This window comes from Aeromonas sp. Marseille-Q5825 (assembly GCF_946892685.1).
Classification (GTDB): Bacteria; Pseudomonadota; Gammaproteobacteria; order Enterobacterales; family Aeromonadaceae; genus Aeromonas; species Aeromonas rivipollensis.
Map to the genome: position 1 here is coordinate 606,040 of NZ_CAMPOU010000001.1, position 21,055 is coordinate 627,094.

A 21,055-nucleotide genomic window follows, 5' to 3' on the forward strand; every position below is an offset into this window, starting at 1 on the left:
AGCTGAGACATTCGAGGTGAATTCATGAGCGAGGCGAGCAGCCCAACCAACTTTATCCGTCAGATCATCGATGAAGATCTGGCCAGCGGTAAGCACAACCACGTGCATACCCGTTTTCCGCCGGAGCCGAACGGTTATCTCCACATCGGCCACGCCAAGTCCATCTGCCTGAACTTCGGCATCGCCCGTGACTATCAGGGCCAGTGCAACCTGCGCTTCGATGACACCAACCCGGCGAAGGAAGACATCGAGTTCGTGGAGTCCATCAAGCAGGACGTACAGTGGCTCGGCTTCCAGTGGAGCGGCGAGATCTGCTACTCCTCCGACTATTTTGACAAGCTGCACGGCTATGCCATCGAGCTCATCGAGAAGGGTCTGGCCTATGTGGACGAGCTCTCCCCCGAGCAGATGCGCGAATACCGCGGCACCCTGACCGCACCCGGCAAGAACAGCCCGTTCCGCGATCGCAGCGTGGAAGAGAACCTGGCGCTGTTTGCCAAGATGAAGAGCGGCGAGCTGGCAGAAGGCAGCGCCTGCCTGCGCGCCAAGATCGACATGGCATCCCCCTTCATGGTGATGCGCGATCCCGTCATCTATCGCATCAAGTTTGCTCACCACCACCAGACAGGTGACAAGTGGTGCATCTATCCGATGTACGACTTCACCCACTGTATCTCGGACGCCCTGGAGGGGATCACCCACTCCCTGTGCACCCTGGAGTTCCAGGACAACCGCCGCCTGTATGACTGGGTGCTGGACAACATCAGCATCGACTGCCACCCCCGTCAGTACGAGTTCTCCCGCCTGAACCTCGAATACACCGTCATGTCCAAGCGCAAGCTGAACCTGCTGGTGACCGAGGGGCACGTCAGCGGCTGGGACGATCCGCGCATGCTGACCGTCTCCGGGCTGCGTCGCCGCGGTTACACGCCGGCCTCCATCCGCGAGTTCTGCCAGCGCATCGGCGTGACCAAGCAGGACAACATAGTCGAGATGAGCATGCTGGAAGCCTGCATCCGTGACGATCTCAACGAGAACGCCCCCCGTGCCATGGCGGTGCTGCACCCGGTGAAGGTGGTCATCGAGAACCTGGCCGCCGACGAGGTGCTGACCGCACCGGCTCACCCGAACAAGCCGGAGATGGGTAGCCGTACACTTCCCTTCACCCGCGAGATCTTCATCGACGAGGCGGACTTCAAAGAGGAAGCCAACAAGCAGTTCAAGCGTCTGGTGCTGGGCAAGGAAGTGCGTCTGCGCAATGCCTACGTCATCAAGGCCGAGCGAGTCGAGAAGGATGCGGACGGCAAAGTCATCTGCATCTACTGCTCCTACGATCCCGAGACCCTGGGCAAGGATCCGGCCGATGGCCGCAAGGTGAAGGGGGTGATCCACTGGGTCAGCGCCACTCAGTCTCTGCCTGCCGAGATCCGTCTCTACGATCGTCTGTTCAAGATGCCGAACCCCGGTGCCGAGGACGACTTCGAGGCGGCGCTCAACCCGGATTCCCTGGTGATCATCGAGGGTGCACGGGTCGAGGCTTCCCTCAAGGACGCCAAGCCGGAGTTTGCCTATCAGTTCGAGCGTGAAGGGTACTTCTGCGCCGACAACAAGCTCTCCAGCCCGGAGCAGCTGGTGTTCAACCGCACCGTGGCCCTACGCGACGTCTGGGGCAAGGCCGAGGCCTGATCGCTGCGGTCTGACAAGAAGAGGGCAGGGGAGACCCTGCCACTCTGGTCCGGATTGCGGACACAAAAAAAGCCAGCGTGATGCTGGCTTTTTCATGGCTGCTCGCGGCCGACGGCGTTATTCGTCGTGCTTGCAGTCACCGTTCGCGCAGTGACCATACAGATAGAGGCTGTGGTTGGTCAGGCGGATGTTGTGGTGTTTGGCGATATCGCGCTGACGCTGCTCGATCACCTCGTCGGAGAACTCGATCACCTTGCCACAATCGAGGCAGACCAGGTGGTCGTGATGTTCCTGGGTCGCCAGCTCGAACACCGACTTGCCCCCTTCGAAGTGGTGACGGGTGACGATACCGGCATCATCAAACTGGTTGAGAACGCGATAGACGGTAGCGAGACCAATCTCCTCACCCTGGTCGATCAGCCGTTTGTACAGATCTTCCGCACTGGTGTGCTGGCAGTCCGGCTGTTGCAGGATTTCCAGGATCTTGACGCGGGGCAAGGTGATCTTGAGCCCGGCCTTTTTTAACGCTTGGTTGTTGTCTGCCATATTCTATTTATTCGCATTCTCGAAGGTGTGGTTATTCTGATTGACTGCCGAAGGAATGGCAACCACGAACTCGTATGGCCTGACATTATAGGTCGTAGCCAAGCCAAAAATAAACCCATTGATTCAAGGGGTTTAGCACATTTCTCCCCTGTGGAAGATTAATCTGGCCGGCCCGGACCGGGCTTGCTCCACGAGGGAATGTTGATACTATGTCACTTCTCTATAGTCTGGTCGGATGAGATCCATGGATTGGCTTTTTGGCAACGCGGCCTGGGTGCGCCACGCCCTCAACGCCTGGCCCCCCTTCTGGGGAGCCGGCATCAAGATAGAAACATTGAGCCCCGATTTTCGTTTCTGTCGGGTCACCCTCAAGTCCCGCTGGTGGAACAAGAATGCCAACCGGACCCAGTTCGGCGGCAGCATGTTTGCCATGACGGATCCCATCTATCCGCTGATGCTGATGGGCCATTTCAAGAACCGCTATTACGTCTGGGACAAGGCGGGCAGCATCAATTTCATCAAGCCTGGCAAGGGGATGCTGGTGGCGGAGTTCAACCTGACCGACGCCAAGCTGGCATCCATAGTGGCGGCGACCGAGGGGGGCAACAAGCATTTCCCCGAGTTCGAGGTGCAGGTACAGGACAAGCGGGGCGAGCTGGTGGCCCAGGTCAGGCGCACCCTGTATGTGAAACCCAAGCCGGAACACAGAACGCAGGGCCAGGCAGCGCCAGCCAGTCAGGAGTAGAAACAACAAGGGCCCCAGCGGGGCCCTTGTTGTCAGAGGAGGGAGATCACTCCAGCTCGCTCAGACACATCTCTTCGTGCAACTGCTTGCACCAGCCCTTGACGCGCTCGGCGGTCAGTTCCGGCTGGCGATCCTCATCGATCCCCAGACCGACGAAGTGCTTGTCATCCACCAGTGCCTTGGAGGCCTCGAACTCGTAGCTCGCGGTTGGCCAGTGGCCGATGATGATGGCACCTTTGGCTTCGACTATGTCACGCAGGGTGCCCATGGCGTCGAGGAAATATTCGGAATAGTCTTCCTGATCGCCGCAGCCGAAGATGGCGACCAGCTTGTTGTTGAAGTCGATCTCTTCGAGCTCGGGGAAGAAGTCATCCCAATCGGCCTGGGCTTCGCCGTAGTACCAAGTCGGGATACCGAACATCAGCAGATCGAAGCTGTCGATGTCGGCCTTGCTGCTCTTGGCAATGTCACGGACTTCAATCAGTTGTTTGCCCAGTTCTTTCTGGATCATCTTGGCGACAGCTTCGGTATTACCGGTATCGCTGCCGAAAAACAGACCTACACTAGCCATAGTGTTTAGTTACCCGTATCTGGTTAATGCTTAACGGTTCAGATTGCGATGCCTGCTGCATGCGCAGACTCAATCTGTTGCTTCAGGATAGATTGGATCAGCTCGGCTCGGCTGACGTTCTGTTGTAGCGCAAGTTGGTTCAGGCGCTCCAGCAATTCGGCCTCCACCTTTAACTCGACCCGCTTCAGGCCGTTCTCCCGATCGCGCTTGAGCTGGTTGCGCTTGTTGATCTTGAGTTGGGTCTCACGGGGGAGTGGATTGGTCTTTGGCCTGCCGGGGCGCTTCTCAGTTGCGAACAGATCCAGTGTTGTTCGATCAGTTTGCTGTTTGGCCATACATCACAGATGAAAAGTAGTTAGCCGATCCCAGAGCCTTCCCAGCCCATTTCGATCAGCCCCTTGGCGACAAAACCCGCGCAACCCAGAAACAGAACCAGCCAGACGATAAAGCGGCCGAAACGGGGCACGTTGCCGCGTTTGAGCACGTCGTGAATGGCCAGACCAATCAGCAGGAAGATGGCCACGAAGAACAGCTTCAGGCCCAGACTCTCGATCAGATCGATATGTTCATACAGCATGGATTGCGCACACTCCTTATGACGGGCGCACTATATCACAAAGGATTTGAAACTGTTAACCGCCTGTCGACAGGAAATCCACAACCAGTTTATTGAACAAAACCGGCTTTTCGGCGTGCAGCCAGTGGCCGGTTCCGGCGATGACACGGGCCTTGGCGGCCGGGAATTGTGCCATCACAGTCTCGGTATATTGAGGCTGCACATAGTCGGAATCGCCCCCCTTGATGAACAGGGTCGGCCCCTCGAAGCGGGTCTGGTCGTCGGGCCAGCCCATGATGTTGGCGTAGTTGCGCTCAAGGGCTGGCACATTGAAGCGCCAGGCCCAGCCCGCCTCGGTTTTGGCGAAGGACTTGAGCAGGAACTGGCGCACCCCGGGGATCTCGACGTACTGGGCCAGCAGGGCCTCGGCCTCGGCACGGCTCTGGGGGGGATTGGCCAGCGTGGCGTTGAGTCCGGCAAACACATTCTGGTGGCGGGCATGGGGGTAGGCCACCGGGGCTATGTCGGCCACCACCAGCCGGTCGACCCGGGCAGGGGCCAGCTTGGCGACCTGCATGGCGACCTTGCCCCCCATGGAGTGACCGACCAGGGATACCTTGTCCAGCGCCAGGTGATCCAGCAGGGCGATCACATCCGCTCCCTGCTGCGGGTAGCTCATCTCATCCGAGTGAAAGGAGGCACCGTGGTTGCGCAGATCGACGCTGATGATCCTGCAGTGTTCGCTCAGGGGGCGGGCCAGCAGGCCGAGGTTGTCCAGGCTGCCGAACAGGCCGTGGATCAGCACGACGACAGGGCCTTGTCCCTGATCCTTGAAATTCAATAATGAGTTTTGTTGCAAAATGACACCTTGTCGGTCGTGGGCTGTTTCGCCAGATTTTTAACACACTGAAAGAAAAGGATTTCATTCCTCTAAGGGCATTTTTTTGTGGTTTTTTTCCAAAAAAACGGCCCGGGATCGGCTATCAGTGCGGGGGATCACACACTTGGCCCGCCATTATGCCGTATTCTCACCGAGATTCATGCACATCTGCCAGCCCCTCCCTTGGGCTGCCGGGTCTGCCTATGTATAATCGCCGCATCCGAATTTCGACGAGTCCAGCGCATCCCTATGAAAACCATCGAGCTTGATGACGATCTCTACTTCTTTATCGCCAGCCAGACCCGGCACATCGGCGAGAGTGCTTCCGATATCCTGCGCCGTCTGCTGGAACAACCCGTCAAGGCGGGGACGACAGTGCCGGCCGCGCCTGTGGCCCAGCCTCAGCCCCTGGCCGATGCTATGGGACTGGAGGCCCTGCTCGATTCCGGCGAGCTGCAAAAAGAAGAGAAGTCCATCAACCGCTTCATGCTGGTGCTCAGCACCCTGTACCGGGACAACCCGGGGAGCTTCACTCAGGCGACCGAAATAAAGGGGCGCAAGCGCGTCTATTTCTCCCAGGATCCCGAGGCGCTGCGTGCCAGTGGCAGCACCACCAAGCCCAAGCAGGTGCCGGATACCCCGTTCTGGGTCATCACCAACACCAACACCAGTCGCAAGCAGAACATGGTGGCCCAGCTGATGACCAGCATGGGTTATGACGAGGATTTGACCGCTCGGGTGTGCGGCACCGTTTAACGCATCAACGACTCAAGGCCTTGCCGGGCAAGGCTTCTGCTCAAGGAAAACGCCATGGCACAGCATCCCCACGCCGGTCAGCCGGCCCGTTTAAGCGACTTGACCAACATTCCCCGTCTGGTCAGCGCCTACTACCTCAACAAGCCGGACATGAGCCGCCCCGAGCAGCGGGTCGCCTTTGGCACCTCCGGCCATCGGGGCAGCGCCCTGCACAACGCCTTCACCGAATCCCATATTCTGGCGGTGACCCAGGCGCTGGTGGAGTATCGCCAGCAGGCCGGCATCACGGGCCCGCTGTTTGTGGGCATGGACACTCACGCCCTCTCTGAATCCGCCTTCTCCAGCGCGGTGGAAGTGCTGGCGGCCAACGGCGTCGAAACCCGCATCCAGGCAGGCCTCGGCTTTACGCCGACCCCTGTCATCTCCCACGCCATTTTGCGCCACAACGCGGGCAAGCCGGCTGCGCGAGCTGACGGCGTGGTGATCACCCCGTCCCACAATCCGCCGGAAGACGGTGGCTTCAAGTACAACCCGCCCCACGGCGGTCCTGCCGAAGGGGAGATCACCAAGTGGGTGGAAGACAGAGCCAACGCCATTCTGGAAGCCGGCCTGGCTGGCGTGAAGCGGATGCCGTTCGCCGAGGCCCTGGCCAGTGAGTTCGTGGTCGAACACGACTATGTCACCCCCTATGTGGATGATCTCGAGAACGTGCTGGATCTGGCCGCCATCAAGCGGGCTGGCATCAAGATAGGGGTGGACCCCCTCGGCGGCTCCGGCGTGGCCTATTGGGACGTGATCGCCAAGCGCTACGATCTCGACATCGAGGTGGTCAACTATCGCGTCGATCCGACCTTCTCCTTCATGACCCTGGATAAAGACGGCAAGATCCGCATGGACTGCTCCAGCCCGTTCGCCATGGCGGGCCTGATTGCCCTGAAAGACAAGTTCGACATCGCCCTTGGCAACGACCCCGACTACGACCGTCACGGCATAGTCACCAAGGCGGGTCTGATGAACCCGAACCACTATCTGGCGGTGGCCATCCAGTATCTGTTCACCCACAGAACCGGCTGGCCCAAGGCGGCGGCCGTCGGCAAGACGCTGGTCTCCTCTTCCATGATCGACCGGGTTGCCGGCGAGATAGGCCGTACCCTGAAAGAGGTGCCGGTCGGCTTCAAGTGGTTCGTGGATGGTCTCTACAGCGGCGAGTTTGGCTTTGGCGGCGAGGAGAGCGCGGGCGCCTCCTTCCTGCGCAAGGACGGCACCGTCTGGACCACCGACAAGGATGGCTTCATCCTGGCGCTGCTGGCTGCCGAGATCCTGGCTGTCACCGGCAAGGATCCCCAAGCCCACTATGACGCCCTGGAAGCCAAGTTCGGTCGCTCCAGCTACCGCCGCATCGACGCTCCCGCCAACAGCGCCCAGAAGGCGGTGCTCTCCAAGCTGGATCCCGCGCTGGTAGAAGCCTCGACCCTGGCGGGTGAACCCATCATCGCCAAGCTGACCAAGGCGCCCGGCAACGATGCCGCCATCGGTGGCCTGAAAGTGGTGACCGAGAACGGCTGGTTCGCGGCGCGCCCCTCCGGCACCGAGTCCATCTACAAGATCTACATGGAGAGTTTCAAGGGCGAGGCGCACCTGGACCTCATTCAGCAGGAGGCCCAGCAGATAGTCTCTGCGGCCCTGGCCAAGGCCGGCGTCTGAGCCTGAGGCCAGTTTTTGAAGCGCATAAAAAGGAGCCATCTTGGCTCCTTTTTGCTGGGTGTCAGGTGGGGTTCTGGTGCCCGATCAGCCATTTCCCGGCTGGTCGGGGCAAGCCTTGGCAGCCTGCCTGCCCTTGAAGAGAGGCCGGGTCGGCAGCTTCATCAGGAACAGGGAGAGCAGGATCACCGCTATGCCGAGCCACTGGCGAACGTCCAGGGTCTCTCCCACCAGCAGCACGCCGAAGGAGACAGCCACCATGGGATTGGTGAGGGCCAGCATGCCCATCACCTCGGGGCCGTGGCGCTTGAGCCCCCAGAGCCAGGCCCAGTAGGCCAGCGCCGTGTTGAGCAGGACAAGCCAGATCAGGCCGGGGGCACTCGCTGGCTGCGGCAGCGGCATGGGGCCCGCCAGCCACCAGGCGAGCGGGATCAGCATCAGGCCCCCGAGAAGCAGTTGCCAGGCGGTCAGCGCCAGCAGATCGCTCACCGGCCAGCGCTGCATCCAGCGGCTGGACTGGCCGATGAGCAGTGTGGCCAGCAGGGCGCACGCCACGCCGACGGGATCCAGGTTGGCGGAGGGGTTGAGCAGCAGGAGCACACCCGCTAGCCCCATCAGACCCAGCAGCAGCCACTTCAGGCTGGGTCGCTTGCCGTCCTGCCACCAGGCCAGCCCCATCAGGACGAGGGGCAGGGTGGCACCCAGGGTGCCCGCCACCGCCCCCGGCAGGCGATAAGCCGCCACGAACAGCAGGGCAAAGAAGGCGGTGATGTTGCAAAACGCCAGCAGGAACTGCCGGTTCCAGGTGAGCGGTGGTCGGCGGGGATGGAGCAGCAACAGCAGTATACCGGCCGGCAGCGCCCGCCACACGGCCACCCAGTAGGGGGAGTAGTCGGTCAGGTAGAGGCTGACGACGGCATAGGTACTGCCCCAGAGCAGGGGGGCGAGCAGGGCAATCAGCAGTGGCATGGTTGTCTCGCAATGAAGTATCTTGAAGTAAAGATAAATTAGCCGCGAGTTAGTTTATTATCAAGTATCTTTTCGAAAAGATAATGGAGCCGGAATGGATAGTGATCATGTAGACCTGTTGCTGGCCCAGTGGGCACGGCAGAGACCGGACCTCGACTGCTCCCCCATGGGGGTGCTGGGACGGGTGGCGCGCATGGCGGCCATCGCCGGGCGCGAGGTGAGTGAAGAGCTCAAGGGGTGCGGCCTGCTGGGCTCGGACTTTGACATACTGGCGACCCTGCGCCGGGCCGGTGAGCCGCTGACCCCGACCGCCCTCTACCAGTCCGCCATGCTGAGCTCGGGGGCCATGACCGCCCGACTCGACAAACTGGAAGAACGGGGCTTGATCGAACGCCAGGCCGCCCCGAGCGATCGGCGAAGCCTCTTGGTCTGCCTGACGGAGCCGGGGCGGGAGCTGGTCGACCAGGCGGTGGAGCGCCACGTGGCGAACGAGCGCCGCCTGCTGGCCCCGCTGACGGACGAGGAGCAGGGGCAGCTGGCCGCTCTGCTCAAGCGCTGGCTGCTGGAAAACGAATAGCAAAACGGGCCCCTGGGGCCCGTTTTGCATTGGCAAGGTGCGGTTTCAATAACCGCCTCTGGCGTCCTTGACCGCCAGACCCAGCTGCCACACCGCCATGGCGTAGTGGGTGCTGTGGTTGTAGCGGGTGATGGCGTAGAAGTTCGGCAGTCCGTACCAGTACTGATAGCCGGTGCCCACATCCAGGCGCAGCAGGCTCGCCTCCTTGTGGTTGCCGAGCGAACCTGTGGGGGCAAGCCCGGCCCCGCGCAGGGTGGCGACCGGGTAGCGGGTCTGGAAGCCGTGCTCATAGCCGGGCAGTTGGCCCTGACCGCGCACCGCCACCGGTTGCCCCTTCTCCCAGCCATGGGCCTTGAAGTAGTTGGCCACGCTGCCGATGGCATCCACCGGATCCCACAGATTGGTGTGGCCATTGCCGTTGAAGTCCACCGCATAGCTGCGGAAGCTCGACGGCATGAACTGGCCATAGCCCATGGCGCCCGCGTAGGAGCCCTTGGGTTCGGTGGGATCCATGCCCTCATCCCGGGTCATCACCAGGAAGGCCTCCAGCTCGCCGGTGAAGAAGGTCGCCCGGCGCGGGTAGTCGAAGGCCAGGGTCGCCAGGGCATCCAGGATGCGGGTCTTGCCCATCACCCGGCCCCAGCGGGTCTCCACGCCTATGATGCCGACGATGATCTCGGGGGGCACCCCGTAGATCTGCTGCGCCCGATTGAGCTCGCTCTCGTACTCACGCCAGAAGCTGACGCCGTTTTGCACATTGTCCGGGGTGATGAACTTGGCGCGGTAGCGATTCCAGGCGCCGGTCGGCCCTGTGGGCGGCGTGGTGGTGGGCGCCTGGGCGTCCATCAGCCGGATGATCCAGTCGTAGCGCTCCGCCTGGGCCAGCACCCGGTGCAGCTCGGCGCCGTTAAAGCCGTGCTTGTCGACCATGCGCTGCACGAAGTTGTCCACGTTGGTGCGGTTGGCGAAGTCTCCCTTGCTGACTCCCTGGCCGCTCCCCTGCTGGTAGAAGGGTTTGCTCGGCGGCGTCTGATTGATGAAGGCGCTCTGGGGCTGCGGCTTGACCACGGGCTTGGGGGCCGGTGTGCTGCTGCAGCCATAGAGCAGGGGGAACAGGGAGAGGGTGAGGAGAAGGCGACGCATACGGTTCTCGTGAGCCTGAAAAAGAGTGTCGTCATGGTAAAACATTGGCGTCCATGCGCAAGTGCTCAGTGCAGGGCCGGGGGCCCATATTCATCAGCCGCTGAATTCGCCGACAGGCCCGCCCCCTCTCAACGCAGGGTGTGGTAGCCGCTCCAGAGCCGAGTCAGGGTGGTGATGGCGCAGAGCAGGGCGAAGCCGTAGGCCAGCGGGGCGAAGGCGGCGGGCCAGAGGCACATCAGCACGAACAGGGCTATGGTCTCGCTCCCCTCGGTCAGGCCGCCCAGATAGTAGAGTGACTTGTGGTGGTAGACGGGATTCTCGATGCCGCGCTTGCCCGCCATGATGGCAAAGGCGAGAAAGCTTGAGCCCGTGCCCATGAAGGCGAACAGCAGGGTGGCGGCGGGCAGGGCGTTGGCGGGGTCGCTCAAGGCAAAGCCCAGCACCACGGCGGCATAGAAGATGAAGTCGAGGCTGATGTCGAGGAAGCCGCCGCAGTCGGTGATCCCGCTCTGGCGCGCCACTGCCCCATCCAGGCCGTCCAGCAGCCGGTTGAACAGGATGGCGAGCAGCGCCCAGCCGTGCCATCCCAGCGCCAGCAGCGGCAAGGCCAGCATGCCGATGGCAAAGCCGGTGAGGCTTATCTGGTTGGCGCTGATCCCGGCCCGGCACAGGGGGGCGGCCAGCAGCTGGAGGGGGCGGCGAATGAGGGGGATCAGATGGCGGTCAAACAAGGTCTATGTCCTCTTTGGTCAAGCAGGGAGTGGTCAGGGTGAGGATAGCCCCCGGGGCATCCTCCTCGTCGTGGGTGACCAGCAGGGCGGGTATCCCCAGCGCCTTGAGCCGCTCGAACACCAGGGTTCTGAAGGCCGCGCGCAGCGGCTTGTCGAGCCGGGAGAAGGGCTCGTCCAGCAGCAGGGCCTCTGGTTCTGCCAGCAGGGCCCGCAGCAGGCTGACGCGCGCCTTCTGACCGCCGGAGAGCTGGCCCGGCAGCTTGTCCGCCTGCCCTTCCAGTCCCACCTCTGCCAGCGCCTCCAGGGCGCAGGCCCGCCTCGCCTCCATCCCCTTGAGATGAGCCGGCATGCCGAACATCAGGTTCTCAGCCACCGTCAGATGGGCAAACAGCAGGTCGTCCTGAAACAGCATGCCGATGCGCCGTACCTGGGGCGCCAAGGGGGTGAGCAGCCGCTCGCCGAGCCGTATCTCCCCCGCCAGCCGGATAGGCCCCCCCGGGGGCAGCACCCCCGCCAGGGCCGCCAGCAGGGAGCTCTTGCCGCAGCCGCTCGGGCCCATCAGGGTCAGTACCTCGCCGGGGGCCACCGTCATGGGGGGCAGTGTCAGCAGGGGCTGCTCATCCAGGTAGAGGGTGAGCGCGGTGGTATGCAGCATGATCAAGGCCTCAGTGCGGGATTGATACGGCGGGGCAGCCAGAGCACCAGGCCGTAGATGAAGAGTGGCAACAGCAGTTGCAGCAGGCCATAGAGGCCAGCCAGTCGCCGGTTGAGGCCGCTGCCGATGGCCACCGCCTCTGTGGTGATGGTGACCACGCGGCCCGCACCGAACAGCAGGGTGGGCAGGTATTGGGCCAGGCTCACCGCCGCCCCTACCCCGAAGGCGAACAGCAGCGGCCGCGCCAGCAGCGGCCCTTTCACCCGCCACCAGGCGCGCCAGGGACTGGCCCCGAGGGAGAGCGCCGCCCGGGTGAGGCGATCGTCGAACTGGCGATAGGGGCCGTGCAGGCAGAGATAGACGTAAGGGAAGACGAACAGCAGCTGGCTCCAGAGCACCCAGCCCGGCCCTATGCCGTCGACGGCGCCGAGCCAGTCTATCTGCAGGCGCAGTCCGAACAGCAGGCTGGCCTGGGGCAGCAGCAGCGGCAGGCAGATGAGCCAGAGCGGCCACTGGCGGTCAGGGGTGCGGCGGCCCTGTTGTGCCTCCAGGGCGAGCACCGCCAGTAGCAGCGAGAGAGCAGAGCAGAGCAGGGCCAGCCACAGGCTCTGCCACAGCAGGGGCCCCAGGGTGGGCAGCAGCTCCAGCCAGTGACGGCCGCTCCATTCGCTGGGCCAGAGTGCGGGGAAGGACCAGCGCCGGGCCAGGGACCAGAGCAGCAGGGAGGCCAGCACCAGCAGGTTGGTCAGGATCAGTCCCCACATGGCGGTGCGGGCGACTAGCGCCAGCCAGGGCGCGGCGGGGGCGCGTCGCCCATTCAGCCAGCGGGCCTTGCCAAGCGCCCCCTGGCCCCACTCCAGCAGCCGCAAGGCCGCGAGCAGCAGGAGGTTGAGCACCAGCAGCAGCAGGGCGCCGCTGGCGCTGGCCCCGCGCCACTGGAGGTCCGGGTCCTGATACCAGAGCCAGAGCCGCACCGCCAGGGGGGCAGGGGCATCGGGCCCCAGCAGCAGGGCGAGATCCACCACTCCCAGGCTATAGGCCGCCACCGCATAGAGGGGCAGGCGCAGGGCGGGCCAGAGCGCGGGCAGTAGCAGGCGCCACCAGATCTGCGGCCCGCTGAAGCCCATGGTTTGTCCCAGCCACTGCTGGCGGCTGACTCTGGCGGGGTCGAGGGCCGAGAGCGCCATCAGCAGCAGAAAGGGGGTCTCTTTCAAGATGAGCGCCAAGATAAGGCCGAGCCCCCAGGGATCTTTCAGGGTCTGCCAGTCGGGCGGCAACTCAAAGCCGGTGAGGGCGGGGGAGATCAGGCGCAGCAGCCAGCCGGAAGGGGCGAGCAGGAAGGCCACGCCGATGGCGAAGGCGACGTGGGGCAGGGCCAGCAGGGGGGAGAGCAGGCGGCGAAGCCAGCGCATCCAGGGCCGCCCCTCCCCCTGGGCGAGCAGCAGGGCGGTGAAGATCAGGGCCCCCAGGGTGGAGGCGCCCGCCACCCAGAGGCTCAAGCCTGCCGAGTGCCAGAGCCCGGGCTGGGCGAGCAGCAGGCTGACATGGCCCCTGGCCAGCCCTTCAAGCAGCAGGAGCAGCAGGCCGCCGGCGATAGGGGCGGCCAGCGACAGGGCACACAGCAGGAGAAAGAGGAGGCGCCAGGGCCGGATGCTCATGGTTTAGTGGCCGTAGCGTTCGGCCCAGGCCGCTTCCAGCTGGGTCTGCCAGCTGGGGTGGGGTTCGGCCACCGCCTTGAAGCGCAGGGCCGGCTGACTGTTCCCGGGCAGGGCATCCTGGCGCAGCACGCTGGGGTCGCCCCAGAAGGCGGGATCCGCCTTGCGGGCCTGGGCGGTGGGGCTCAGCAGGAAGTTGGCCACCACCTTGGCACCGGCCCGGGCGCTGGCGTTGAAGGGGATGGCGAGGAAGTGGCTGTTGGTCAGGGCCCCCTTGCTCATGGCAACGGCCCTCACCGCAAGGGGCAGGGTGCCGTTTTGCACCGAACTCTGGGCCTCGCCCGGGTTGAAGCTGATGGCCATGGCCAGCTCGCCGTCATCGAGCAACTGCCCGGTCTCGGCGGCGCTGGTGGGGAACAGCTTGCCCTTGCGCCAGAGCGCGGGGTGAAGCGCATCGAGCCAGGCCCAGAGCGGGGCCGTGAGGCGGGTGAAGTCGGCGTCGTTCGCCTCCCGATACAGTGGCGCGGGATCATCGGTCAGCTCCAGCAAGATCTGCTTGAGAAAGCTGGAGCCATGAAATTGCGGCGGCTTGGGATAGGTGAAGCGCCCGGGATGGGCCTTGGCCCAGGCGAGCAGCTCGGCCGCCGAGCTGGGGGGCGTGCCCACCTCGTCGCCGTTCACCATCAGATTGAGCTGCCCTATGCCCCAGGGGGCCTCGAGCCCGGCGACCGGCAGGGTGAAGTCCTCGTGCACCGGCAGCTTGGTGTCCACCAGAGCCATGTTCGGCAGCTCGTCGGTGAAGGGGGCTCCCAGCAGCCCCTGCTCCTTGAGCGCCTTGAAGTTCTCCCCGTTGACCCAGAGCAGGTCTATGGGGCCGCCCGACGTCTTGCCCGCCTGCTTGCTGGCCAGCAGCTGGCTGACGCTCTGGGCTATGTCATCCACCTTCACCTGCACCAGGGTGACCTGATAGTCGCGCGCCAGCTCCTGCCCGGCCCATACCAGATAGGCGTTGATCTCCGGGCTGCCGCCCCAGGCATTGAAATAGACGCGCTGGCCCTTCGCCTCGGCGAGGGTCTGCTGCCAGGCCTCCTGGCTTGCGTGGAGCTGGTTCGCCAGCAGCAGGGGGAGGGCTGCGACGAGCAGGGGGTGGAGCAGGGCGCTTAGCCGGGTCTTGAACATGATGAGGGTCTCGTGGGCTCAGGCGCCGCGGCGCCAACTGTGATAACGGGCCAGCAGGGCCAACAGGCGGGTGGGCTGGTGGGCCCGCTTCCACTCACCGGCCAGGTACTTGTTCCCCTCCATCAGGGTGGGATAGGCGTGTATGGTGCCCAGGATCTTGCCAAGCCCCAGACGGTGGCGCATGGCGAGCACAAACTCGGCGATCCGCTCGCCGGCGTGAGCGCCCACTATGGTGGCGCCGAGGATCCTGTCCTTGCCCGGCACCGTCAGCACCTCGATAAAACCGTGGCGCTCGCCGTCGGCGATGGCGCGATCCAGCTCGGCCAATTCGAAGCGGGTCGCCTCGAAGGGAATGCCTTGCGCCTCGGCCTCCTTGCGATTGAGACCGACCCGGGCAATCTCGGGGCTGGTGTAGGTGGCCGCCGGGATCACGCGATAGTCCGCCTTGAAGCGCCTGAACTGGCCAAAGAGGGCGTTGACGGCGGCATACCAGGCCTGGTGGGCGGCGAAGTGGGTGAACTGGTAAGGACCCGCTACGTCCCCCACCGCCAGTATGCTGGGGTAGTTGGTAGCCAGAAAGCCGTCGACCTTGACAGTGCCGCGGGAGGCCAGCTCCACCCCCAGCTCTTCGAGCCCGAAGCCGCTCACGTTGGCCACCCGGCCTAGGGCCAGCAGCAGCTGATCCCCCTCAACCAGGTGCATCTCATCGCCCCGGCGCAGTTGCAGCCGGATAGGCAGGGTGCCTTCGGCCGCGGGCTCATAGTCGGCGCGCTCTGCCCGCCAGCCGGTGAGTAGGGTCACGCCGTCGCGGGCCATCTGTTCGGCCAGCGCCTCGGCCACCTCCCGCTCTTCCCGGGGCAGCAGCTGGTCGGCCAGCTCCACCAGGGTGACGGGAATGCCGAGCAGGGCAAGGCTTTGAGCCAGCTCGCAGCCGATGGGGCCGCCGCCGAGTACCAGCAGGTGGCGGGGAGGTTCGCGCAGTTGCCAGAGGCTGTCCGAGGTGAGGTAGGGCACCTGCTCAAGACCCGGCAGCTTGGGCACCAGGGGCCTGGCGCCGGTGGCAAGCACGATATGGCGGCTGCTAAGGCGCCTGCCGTCCACCTCCAGCTCCCAGGGGGAGACGAAGCGGGCCCGGCCCTGAATGCACTCCACCCCCAGCCCCTGATAGCGCTCAACCGAGTCATGGGGCTCGACCTCCTTGATCACCGTCGCCACCCGCTCCATCACGGCGGCAAAATCGGCCCGGGATTGGCTGGGGCTGAAGCCGAGTTCGCCAGCCTTGTGCTGATCAAAGGCGAAGCGGGCGCTTCGGATCAGCGCCTTGGAGGGGACGCAGCCGGTGTTGAGGCAATCTCCCCCCATCTTGTGCTGCTCGATGAGGGCCACCCTGGCCTTGACTGCGGCGGCTATGTAGCTGGTGACCAGGCCCCCGGCACCGGCGCCTATCACCAGCAGGTTGTAGTCGAAGCGAGCCGGTTTGCGATAGGGGGCGTGCAACCGGCGCAGGGCGAGCCGGCGTTGCAGCCCTCGCATCAGCCAGGGCATCAGGCCGAGCAGGGTCAGGGCCGCCACCAGGCCGGGGGAGAGGATATTGCCCGTGCTGGTGAGGCTGGCGAGCTCGCTGCCCGCCAGCACGTAGACGAAGGTGCCCGGCAGCATGCCGAGCTGGCTGACCCAGTAGTAGGTACTGACTCTGATGGGGGTGAGCCCCATCAGCAGGTTGATCAGAAAGAAGGGGAAGAGGGGGATGAGGCGCAGGCTCAGCAGGTAGAAGGCACCATCCTTCGCCATGCCGGCCTCAAAGGTGGCCAGCTTATCCCCAAAGCGGCGGCTCACCCAGTCGCGCAGCAGGAAGCGGGCGCTGAGAAAGGCCAGGGTGGCCCCGAGCGAGCTGGCAAAGGAGACCAGCAAGAGCCCCCAACCGACGCCGAACAGGGCGCTGCCCCCCAGGGTCAGCAGGCTGGCGCCGGGCAGGGAGAGGGCTGTGGTTGCCACGTAGAGGAGGGTGAACAGCAGGGCCGCCTGGCCGAAGTGGGCCTGCACCCAGGCCGAGGCTTGCTCCTGGTGTGCCTGCAACCGGGAGAGGCTGAGGTAAGCATCGAGATCCAGGGCGAAGAAGGCGCCGACCAGGCACCCCATCACCAGCAACAGCAGCAGGCGGCCCCGGCTCATTGGTGCTCCCTGTCGGAGGGCGCCGGGCGCTCGGGTTGCACCGGCAACTGGCAGAAGCCCTGGGGGGCTATGTCGAGGGCGGCATTGAACTTGGCCGACATGTTCTGGAAGGCGATGAGGCCGGTCAGCTCCACCAGGGCATCGTCATCGAACCAGGGCTTGAGGCGCGCGGCCTGCTCGTCGCTCACCCCATCCAGCCCGGTCATGGCCTCGGTGTAGTCGAGCACTGCTTTCTCCCGCTCGTCAAACAAGGGACTGGTGCGCCACTGGGCCAGCGCCTCCACTTTCTCGCTGGAGCCCGCCCGTTTGATGAGGGTCATGGCATTGATGTCGACGCAGAAGCGGCACCAGTTGAGCTGGGAGACCCGCACCGTCACCAGAGAGCGCAGCACGGGATCTATGGGGGAGCGCTTGCGGTTGATGACGCCGTAGAGGGTGGCGACGGCGGCAAACAGGCGCGGTGAGCGACCCCAGCATTTGCCCGGGATCAGCACCTGACCGTAGTTGCGTTGCTGCAGCCAGAAAAAGGGGCGGATAAACCAGGCATATTCCCGATCCGGCTTGACCTCAATGCGCATGTTGTTCCTCGTCGAGTCTCTGCATCTTGGGTTTGTAGGCGCCCCCCAGCCGTTCGTTGAGCCGGTTCAGGAAGTTCAGGATCCGCCCCCGGTTGACCCCCAGATCGCTGCGCCCCTGGCGTGAGGCTGAGCGCATGTCGACCCGGGTCTCCTTGGGGCCCGTAAAGACCCGCAGCGCCACATCATCCTCAAAGCCGAACCAGCCGGTGGTGACCACGGCATCGAGGCCGTCCGGGCCCGGGCGTACCCGCCAGCCGAGCTCCGTCATCAGCTCCTCCGCCTCGGCGAGCACCTCGGCCGGGGAGGCGTGGGTATAGAGAGGACCGGGGTCGCCGGGAAAAACTTGCAAGGGGGGGGCATTGACGGGGAGATCCTGCGCCGTCCTCAGCTGCTCTGCCCACAGCAGACGGGGCGGATGATGGGGATCCGTGCTGACGTCGTTGGTGAGGGGCGAGCGCAGCGCCTGAATGACAAACAGCAGGGGCAGCAGCAGGGGGGCTATGCCCCAGGCATAGGCCCACAGACAGGGGGAGCTGCGGTAGCGCCAGGGCAGGCGCAGCAGGAGCCAGAGACTTATCAGGGCGCTCGCGAGGCAGAGGGCGAAACCGACCCACCAGGGCCAGAGATGAGCCCGGCTGCCGAGGGCGCCCCCCAGGGGCAACAACCAGGCCAGCAGGGGCCACCACAAATAGCTGTGCATATGCAGGATCCACTGGTTATGATGGAGTAATGCCCAGAAGGATAAACTTAATTACCTGATAACGTTAGTAAATTATCTTTATCTTGGCGCTTTTTGCCGCCCTGCACGCAGGGGCGGCAGGGCGGTGGCCAGGGCCCGGCCGGGCAGGGAGCCGGCAGGCGCCCTTGTCAGGGCAGAGGGGACACGGGTAAGGGTGCCTGCCCTCAGTTGCGGTAGAGCACCTTGATGAGGTGGAAGCCGAACTTGGTGCGCACCGGCCCCAGCACGGTCAGGAGTTCCCCCTTGAAGACGGCATCGTCGAAGGACTTGACCATGTCCCCCTTTGAGAACTCCCCCAGATCGCCGCTGCGCTTGGCGGAGGCGCAGGTGGAGAAGCGCTTGGCCATCTGGCCGAAGTCGGCACCCTTGGCGAGTTTTTCCTTGATCTCGAGACACTCTTTCTCGGTCTTGACCAGGATGTGCTGGGCACAGGCTTTTTTCATCGAAACGCTCCTCGGCGAGGGTAAAGGGGGCGCAAGGGTACTCCAATTCGGCGCGCGCGTCAGCCCCGCCGGCGGCACATCAGCCGCGGGTATGGGTCGCCAGACGCGCTCTGGGGCGAGACTGCCAGAGGATCTCCAGTCCCAGCAGGGCGTAGAGGCTCCAGATGGCTAGGGGATTGAGCCAGTCGCCACCGAGCTGCAGGGTGAGCAGGGCGCCGCCGACCAGCAGCAGGGCTATCCCGGGCAGGCGCCAGTGGGCCGGCAGCGGCGCCAGTATGGCCAGCCCCAGCAGCAGGGCGAGACCGAAGGGCAGGTTGAGGGCGGTGAAGGCCAGGGCCTGCTGGCCGTTCATGCCGGTCAACAGGGCCAGCAGGGCACTGCAACAGGCCAGGAAGGTGACGAATTCGAGTCTGTCGGCTATGTAGTCAGCCAGTTGTTCGCTACGTAAGGGCATGGGATCTCTCCTGCGATTGATGACATCAGTGTGGGGCAGGGAAGGAAGCAGTGGCAGCGGGATAAATCGATTGGATTGAACGAAGCTTTAGTGCCACCTATTCAAGTTGTTGATTTAAACTTATTTTCCTGTTCAATAGCAGGATATGGCAATGGGGGCGCCAGACGATGATGTCAAGCCTGCCAGGGCATCCGGGGTCTCAAGGTCCGGGGCCGTCCGACAGGGGCTGTCGCGTGGCGAGCACTGCAGCGCCGCGGGCGGCGACGGGAATGAACCGCTGGCATCGGACTTGAGTGCCGTTTTTTTGTACGCCCCTTGCCGGGAGAGTGCGCACTTTCCCCCGCTGGCGGGCTGTTTTCCCTGTCAGACCCCAGTGAAAGCCGGCCCCGGAAGAGGACGCCAGCCCAGGGGGAGAGGGGGATTTCGCGACTGCGGTTATGCTAGGATGAGCCGCGCTCGCCTGGGGTGAGCCCCATTATCATTCTAAATCGAACAGTTTTTTACTTATGTTATTCGGGGAAATTGACGTTTGACAGGATGCCATCCTATTTTGCCTGCCGGGTTCAGCTCACCCGGGCGAACCGGTCGCCGTGGGCTCGGTACCTTGCTGCTCGCCCTCTGTCTGTGGCTGCTGGTGACCCCCGCCATGGCGGCCAAGCTGACCTATCAGATCAAGGGCATCAAGGGGGAGCAGAAGGATAACGTCGAGGCCTATCTCAATGCCCTGCCGGTCTACCAGGAGCGCCAGTATCGTCCCGCCCGCGCCAAGATCACCGAGAGCGTGCAAAAAGCCCTGCAGGTCTATGGCTACTACCAGCCGAAGGTAACCCTCAAGCGCGACAAGAAATCCCCCGCCAAGGTGGTGATCGAGATAGCGCGGGGGGAGCCAGTGCTCATCTCGCGCCTCGATATTCTGCTGGAAGGGGAGGCGGGCAGCGACGAGGTCTACAGCGAGCTGCTGGACAAGCTGCCCCTGAAGGAGGGGGATCCCCTCAACCACGGCAAGTACGAGTCCATCAAGGCGGATCTCGGCAGCCTGGGGCTGGCGCGGGGCTACTTTGACGCCAAGATCAGCAAGAGCCAGGTGAAGGTCTTCCCGGATCAGGGCAAGGCCGAGATCTATATCCTGTTCCGCTCCGGTCCCCGCTATCACTTCGGCGAGATCCACTACGATGCGACGCCGGAGGCCCTGCGCCTCATCCGGCCGCTCATCAACATCAAGAGTGGCGACCCCTATCTGGCGATCCGGCTGGCCGAGATGTCCCAGGACGTCTCCTCCACCAAGCTGTTCAAGCAGGTGGACATCAAACCCATGATCAGCCAGGCCGAGGGCAATCGGGTGCCGGTGCAGGTGACCCTCTCGAACCGGGTCGACCACGAGATCGAAACCGGTATCGGCTATGCCACCGACGTGGGGCCGCGCCTGAGTGCCACCTGGGAGAAGCCCTGGGTCAATCGCTATGGCCACAGCCTCTCCAGCACCGCCAAGGTCTCGGCCCCGGAGGCGGAGCTCAGTTTCGATTACCAGATCCCGGTCGGCAACCCGCTGCGGGACTACTACTCCCTGCAGGCCGGCTACCAGTACACAGACAACAACGATACCCGATCCGATCTGGCCACCTTGGGGGTGCACCGCTGGAAGCGGCGGCCGGAGAGCTGGGACAGGGACGTCTTCATCCGGCTGGAGAACGAGCGCTACGTGCAGGGTAACGACGAGGGGAACAGTCTGCTGCTGATCCCCGGGGTCTCTTGGTCGCGGTTGCGGGTGCGCGGCGGTCTGGTGCCGGACTGGGGGGATCGTCAGCAACTGACGACGGAATTCTCCAGCCCTTACTGGGGCTCGGACATCAACTTCATGCGGGTATGGGGGCGCAGCAAGTGGCTGCGCACCCTGGGGCAGGATCACCGCTTCCTGATGCGGGTCGAGCAGGGGGCCATCATAGGGGATGACTTCTCGCTGGTTCCTCCCTCCCTGCGTTTCTTCACCGGTGGCGATCAGACCATACGTGGCTACGGCTATGAGACGGTCTCGCCGAAGGACGAAGATGGCAAGCTCACCGGCGGGCGCTACACCAGCGTGGGCAGCCTGGAGTACAACTACCGCTTCAGCGACAAGTGGCTCGGCGCCCTGTTCGTGGATGGCGGCACGGCCACCGTCGACTACAGCGAGGCCTGGAAGATAGGCACCGGGGTCGGGGTGCGCTGGGTGACGCCCATAGGTCAGGTCAGGCTGGATCTGGCGGTGGCCATTTCCGAGGAGGACAAGCCGTTGCGGCTGCATTTCGCGCTGGGGCCTGAATTATGATCCGGTTTGAACCC

Annotated in this window: 22 protein-coding genes; 6 read left to right on the forward strand and 16 right to left on the reverse strand. The window is 63.9% G+C overall.

The annotated features are described in order from the left end of the window. Window positions 1-24 precede the first annotated feature (24 nt). Entirely contained in the window at window positions 25-1,686 is a 1,662-nt protein-coding gene (glnS, locus tag OC537_RS02875; protein ID WP_262109183.1) for a glutamine--tRNA ligase, read from the forward strand. A 117-nt stretch (window positions 1,687-1,803) separates the two neighbouring features. On the opposite strand, the gene fur is transcribed toward glnS, so the two are convergent. Beyond that, on the reverse strand, window positions 1,804-2,232 hold the full coding sequence (gene fur / locus OC537_RS02880; protein WP_111911275.1) for a ferric iron uptake transcriptional regulator: 429 nt from the start codon (window positions 2,230-2,232) through the stop codon (window positions 1,804-1,806). A 244-nt stretch (window positions 2,233-2,476) separates the two neighbouring features. Here fur and OC537_RS02885 point away from each other — a divergent pair, with 244 nt between their 5' ends. Next, window positions 2,477-2,977: a DUF4442 domain-containing protein gene (locus OC537_RS02885; RefSeq protein WP_262109185.1), complete on the forward strand. Its 501-nt coding sequence runs from the start codon at window positions 2,477-2,479 to the stop codon at window positions 2,975-2,977. Between the two features lie 46 nt (window positions 2,978-3,023). Here the strand turns inward: OC537_RS02885 and fldA are convergent, their stop codons facing one another. The 4 genes from fldA to OC537_RS02905 are packed head-to-tail and all read right to left on the reverse strand — an operon-like array spanning window position 3,024 to window position 4,945. Continuing rightward, window positions 3,024-3,548 carry a flavodoxin FldA gene (gene fldA, locus OC537_RS02890; RefSeq protein ID WP_005325673.1) on the reverse strand — a complete coding sequence of 175 codons (525 nt, stop codon included), beginning with the start codon at window positions 3,546-3,548 and terminating at the stop codon, window positions 3,024-3,026. 38 nt (window positions 3,549-3,586) lie between these two features. Further along, complete coding sequence (gene ybfE, locus OC537_RS02895; RefSeq protein WP_005325670.1) at window positions 3,587-3,883, reverse strand: LexA regulated protein; 297 nt, start codon at window positions 3,881-3,883, stop codon at window positions 3,587-3,589. Between the two features lie 20 nt (window positions 3,884-3,903). Then, window positions 3,904-4,125, reverse strand: a complete 222-nt coding sequence (locus OC537_RS02900) for a DUF2788 domain-containing protein (protein ID WP_106887376.1) — start codon at window positions 4,123-4,125, stop codon at window positions 3,904-3,906. Between the two features lie 55 nt (window positions 4,126-4,180). Continuing rightward, window positions 4,181-4,945: an alpha/beta fold hydrolase gene (locus tag OC537_RS02905; protein ID WP_262110544.1), complete on the reverse strand. Its 765-nt coding sequence runs from the start codon at window positions 4,943-4,945 to the stop codon at window positions 4,181-4,183. 288 nt (window positions 4,946-5,233) lie between these two features. On the opposite strand from OC537_RS02905, the gene seqA reads away from it, so the two are divergent. Continuing rightward, window positions 5,234-5,740, forward strand: coding sequence for a replication initiation negative regulator SeqA (seqA, locus tag OC537_RS02910; protein WP_262109188.1), 507 nt, complete (start codon window positions 5,234-5,236; stop codon window positions 5,738-5,740). A gap of 54 nt (window positions 5,741-5,794) precedes the next feature. After that, window positions 5,795-7,444, forward strand: a complete 1,650-nt coding sequence (gene pgm, locus OC537_RS02915; protein WP_262109190.1) for a phosphoglucomutase (alpha-D-glucose-1,6-bisphosphate-dependent) — start codon at window positions 5,795-5,797, stop codon at window positions 7,442-7,444. Window positions 7,445-7,528: 84 nt separating this feature from the next. Here pgm and OC537_RS02920 read toward each other — a convergent pair whose 3' ends face one another. Beyond that, complete coding sequence (locus OC537_RS02920; RefSeq protein ID WP_262109192.1) at window positions 7,529-8,410, reverse strand: DMT family transporter; 882 nt, start codon at window positions 8,408-8,410, stop codon at window positions 7,529-7,531. 94 nt (window positions 8,411-8,504) lie between these two features. On the opposite strand from OC537_RS02920, the gene OC537_RS02925 reads away from it, so the two are divergent. After that, window positions 8,505-8,987 carry a MarR family winged helix-turn-helix transcriptional regulator gene (locus tag OC537_RS02925; RefSeq protein WP_262109194.1) on the forward strand — a complete coding sequence of 161 codons (483 nt, stop codon included), beginning with the start codon at window positions 8,505-8,507 and terminating at the stop codon, window positions 8,985-8,987. 45 nt (window positions 8,988-9,032) lie between these two features. On the opposite strand, the gene mltB is transcribed toward OC537_RS02925, so the two are convergent. The 10 genes from mltB to OC537_RS02975 form a co-directional block, all read right to left on the reverse strand. After that, complete coding sequence (gene mltB, locus OC537_RS02930; RefSeq protein ID WP_139745993.1) at window positions 9,033-10,130, reverse strand: lytic murein transglycosylase B; 1,098 nt, start codon at window positions 10,128-10,130, stop codon at window positions 9,033-9,035. A gap of 128 nt (window positions 10,131-10,258) precedes the next feature. After that, entirely contained in the window at window positions 10,259-10,861 is a 603-nt protein-coding gene (locus OC537_RS02935; protein ID WP_262109197.1) for a CDP-alcohol phosphatidyltransferase family protein, read from the reverse strand. Continuing rightward, window positions 10,854-11,516 carry an ATP-binding cassette domain-containing protein gene (locus OC537_RS02940; protein ID WP_262109199.1) on the reverse strand — a complete coding sequence of 221 codons (663 nt, stop codon included), beginning with the start codon at window positions 11,514-11,516 and terminating at the stop codon, window positions 10,854-10,856. Before OC537_RS02940 ends, OC537_RS02935 begins: the two co-directional genes overlap by 8 nt. A gap of 2 nt (window positions 11,517-11,518) precedes the next feature. Continuing rightward, on the reverse strand, window positions 11,519-13,174 hold the full coding sequence (locus OC537_RS02945) for an ABC transporter permease (protein ID WP_262109201.1): 1,656 nt from the start codon (window positions 13,172-13,174) through the stop codon (window positions 11,519-11,521). A gap of 3 nt (window positions 13,175-13,177) precedes the next feature. Next, on the reverse strand, window positions 13,178-14,350 hold the full coding sequence (locus OC537_RS02950; RefSeq protein ID WP_262109203.1) for an ABC transporter substrate-binding protein: 1,173 nt from the start codon (window positions 14,348-14,350) through the stop codon (window positions 13,178-13,180). 18 nt (window positions 14,351-14,368) lie between these two features. Continuing rightward, a complete protein-coding gene (locus tag OC537_RS02955) occupies window positions 14,369-16,522 on the reverse strand; it encodes an FAD-dependent oxidoreductase (RefSeq protein ID WP_171275765.1) in 2,154 nt (717 codons plus the stop codon). Beyond that, window positions 16,519-17,100, reverse strand: coding sequence for a carboxymuconolactone decarboxylase family protein (locus tag OC537_RS02960; RefSeq protein WP_111911301.1), 582 nt, complete (start codon window positions 17,098-17,100; stop codon window positions 16,519-16,521). The genes OC537_RS02955 and OC537_RS02960 overlap by 4 nt, the downstream gene beginning before the upstream one ends. Next, window positions 17,090-17,800, reverse strand: coding sequence for a DUF1499 domain-containing protein (locus OC537_RS02965; protein WP_262109207.1), 711 nt, complete (start codon window positions 17,798-17,800; stop codon window positions 17,090-17,092). The genes OC537_RS02960 and OC537_RS02965 overlap by 11 nt, the downstream gene beginning before the upstream one ends. Before the next feature lie 203 nt (window positions 17,801-18,003). Further along, the gene (locus OC537_RS02970; protein WP_005325619.1) at window positions 18,004-18,282 is read right to left on the reverse strand and encodes a peptidylprolyl isomerase; all 279 of its coding nucleotides are present in this window, start codon (window positions 18,280-18,282) and stop codon (window positions 18,004-18,006) included. A 79-nt stretch (window positions 18,283-18,361) separates the two neighbouring features. After that, entirely contained in the window at window positions 18,362-18,736 is a 375-nt protein-coding gene (locus tag OC537_RS02975; protein WP_025326375.1) for a hypothetical protein, read from the reverse strand. A gap of 529 nt (window positions 18,737-19,265) precedes the next feature. On the opposite strand from OC537_RS02975, the gene OC537_RS02980 reads away from it, so the two are divergent. Beyond that, window positions 19,266-21,041 carry an autotransporter assembly complex protein TamA gene (locus tag OC537_RS02980; protein ID WP_139745206.1) on the forward strand — a complete coding sequence of 592 codons (1,776 nt, stop codon included), beginning with the start codon at window positions 19,266-19,268 and terminating at the stop codon, window positions 21,039-21,041. The last annotated feature ends 14 nt before the right edge of the window (window positions 21,042-21,055 follow it).